Annotated in this window: 3 protein-coding genes; 1 reads left to right on the top strand and 2 read right to left on the bottom strand. The window is 40.2% G+C overall.

Annotation, left to right across the window (positions count from 1 at the left end):
* The first annotated feature begins 391 nt into the window (after nt 1–391).
* The gene (locus PX484_RS09205; protein WP_287670324.1) at nt 392–526 is read left to right on the top strand and encodes a hypothetical protein; all 135 of its coding nucleotides are present in this window, start codon (nt 392–394) and stop codon (nt 524–526) included.
* A gap of 7 nt (nt 527–533) precedes the next feature.
* Here PX484_RS09205 and PX484_RS09200 read toward each other — a convergent pair whose 3' ends face one another.
* Both PX484_RS09200 and PX484_RS09195 read right to left on the bottom strand, forming a co-directional pair.
* Nucleotides 534–1,598 (bottom strand): pentapeptide repeat-containing protein, encoded by a 1,065-nt coding sequence (locus PX484_RS09200; RefSeq protein ID WP_287766992.1) that lies wholly within the window; start codon nt 1,596–1,598, stop codon nt 534–536.
* Nucleotides 1,599–1,761: 163 nt separating this feature from the next.
* A partial coding sequence (locus PX484_RS09195) for a DUF455 domain-containing protein (RefSeq protein WP_288103567.1) occupies nt 1,762–2,406 on the bottom strand: 645 nt, incomplete at its 5' end.

Raw genomic sequence — 2,406 nt, 5'->3', positions numbered from 1 at the left:
TTTTAATCCATTTATCTAGTTCCTCGATATCTTTTTTGATTTTCTGAGCCTTGTCCATAATTAAAGTTATTAAAACATTGACTTAGATTATAGCATTTTTTTCAGAAATTGGTTTCCACGTCTCAAATGTAAATGCTATAGCAGTAGGAAGTCTCTGGTTTTGGGGAACGCCGGAACTGCGGAACAGTTTAGTGATCACATTTTGACATAGATTTTAATAAACTGACAAATTACTTAAAATAATTTAAACTTTTTTCCAGAAAAATTGTTAAAAACTTGACATAAATACTAATTTACCCATCTTTGAATGATAATAATTAGGCGTGGGGAATGAGAAAAAATGAATGTATGAGGAGAGACAAGATTTGAGAAGAAAGTAATTAATATTTCCTTGATCAATAGGTGCGATAAAGATAGCTATGTAGGTCAAAAAATAGGCAAAGTTTACCACGATTATCAAGAAGAAAACGAAGAAGTGATCGGCAATACTTGGCAGGAATCCTATCAATTTACCATAGAAGCTTAATAGTTGACTAATCGCAGAAAGCCCCGCGCGAGCGTAAATTTTCCCGCAATTCCTCGGTCATACCCACGTTATCGGCAAACTTTGCCCCCTTCACTTTTGCCCCGCTAAAATTCGCTTGAGTGATGTTGACTTCAACTAAATTAGCCCCTTCTAAATTGGAGCCAATTAAATTAGCTAAAGCCAAACTAGAACGGTAAAAATCAGCATAACTTAAATCGGCATTAGCTAATAAGGCTCCGCTTAAATCCGCTCCCCTAAAACTAGCATAACTGCCATTAATTTCACTTAAATCAGCATCGGTTAAATTGGCCCCCCGCAGATTCGCTTGATAGAGATTGGCCATGCCTAAAGATATACCACTTAATTCCGCTGCTAGGAGATTTGCCCCAGTAAAATCCGTTAGGGGATCGAGTTCAGCTAATTGGACTAATTCCAGAAAATCATCACTAACAGAAGCATAAACTGCCTCGATTTGTGCTGGCAATTTCTCTAAATTTTCTGATGCTGCCGCTTTCGGTTCAACTAGAACAGTATCTAATTCTACCTGGGATGAACCCCAAGAAATACGACTCAAAAAAACATCAAATTGATTTTCCATCAGGAAAAATGCTAACTTTCGCTCTAAAATACTATGTTTATTGGGACTTATATCGTGTTTCCATAATCCCGATGTTTCCGTGATACAGATATCGGCAGCTGTCAGCGAAAATTGCACCGTCAGATGATAAGGTTCTTCCTCGACACTCACGGTTCCTAGGTTAATCCTTTCGATCGCTCCTGTAAATATTGACTGAGGACTTTTGAAGGATAACCGCCATTGATGATTATTAATACGATTTATGTATAACTCTTGACTAGAAAGAGGATTTGGTGTTAGGTGACAATTAACTAAAACAAAATCTAATTTTCCTCCTTTCAGTCCCCATTTAATTTCCCCGCCGAGGAGAGATTGAATTTGAGCTTGTAGGTGTAAAGTTAAATATAAATCAAATTTTTGCGAGTCGGTGGCTACTGGTTCTAGGGTTAACGATACACTATCGGGATAGCGATCGAAGGCAGCTAAAAGACGCATAATCCAAAAAAGAAAAGCTAAAATAAACAGTAAAAAAGTGGTGATTCTCTGGCCCTAAAGCTGAGAACTCACCCCTATTTAAAACAATAGCTGATTTTCTCGATCCTCGATGAACCTTTATTCGGCGATCGCTGAATGATTGCTTCTGAAAATCAAGGTTAAATTAGTTGACTTTCTCTTTTTTGCCGATATTGCCGTCTGCATTAAAAAACATCGGCAAAAAGCGTTCCATAAACATTTGTGGATCACGATTCCAGGCTTTTTGCGCCGCTTCTACCCGGAATAATTGCAATTTCGGGTCGAGAAGGGATTGGGGTAAACGTTCCATCAGATATTGAGGACGTTCCCAAAGCGGCATAGTGGCGGCGATTTCCATTAAATGACCGACGCGGCGCAATTCTGCCCCCAGGGTGATATCCATACCCGATTCATAGGCGGCCTGTTCGATCGCTGAGTATTTGGCCTTAGCTTTTTCGACTTTTTGCCGATGTTCGGGGCTTTTTTGGGCAATTTTGGCTAACCAACGATTACCCCAACGCACATGGCCCGCTTCTTCGGGAAAGATTTTGGCGATCGTTTCCTGAATTTTCAGATTTTCTGGGGTTTGTTCCCCTTCTTTGAGAGCATAAATATGGGCGGCAAAGTATTCGCATCCCCGTTTTTCGGTGACGTTAATTGCCGCTAGGGCCGCAATCAGTCCATCTTCCCTTTGTTCTTCGCCTTGGAATTGATCTTGATCGAGAAGACGTTCAAATTCATCGATATAGGACAACCCCGGCGGTTTCCCCACATCGGCCCCCAATTCGAT

Source organism: Microcystis sp. M49636_WE2, assembly GCF_030065375.1.
Taxonomy (GTDB): Bacteria; Cyanobacteriota; Cyanobacteriia; order Cyanobacteriales; family Microcystaceae; genus Microcystis; species Microcystis aeruginosa_C.
This window is presented reverse-complemented; position numbering and strand designations above follow the sequence as displayed.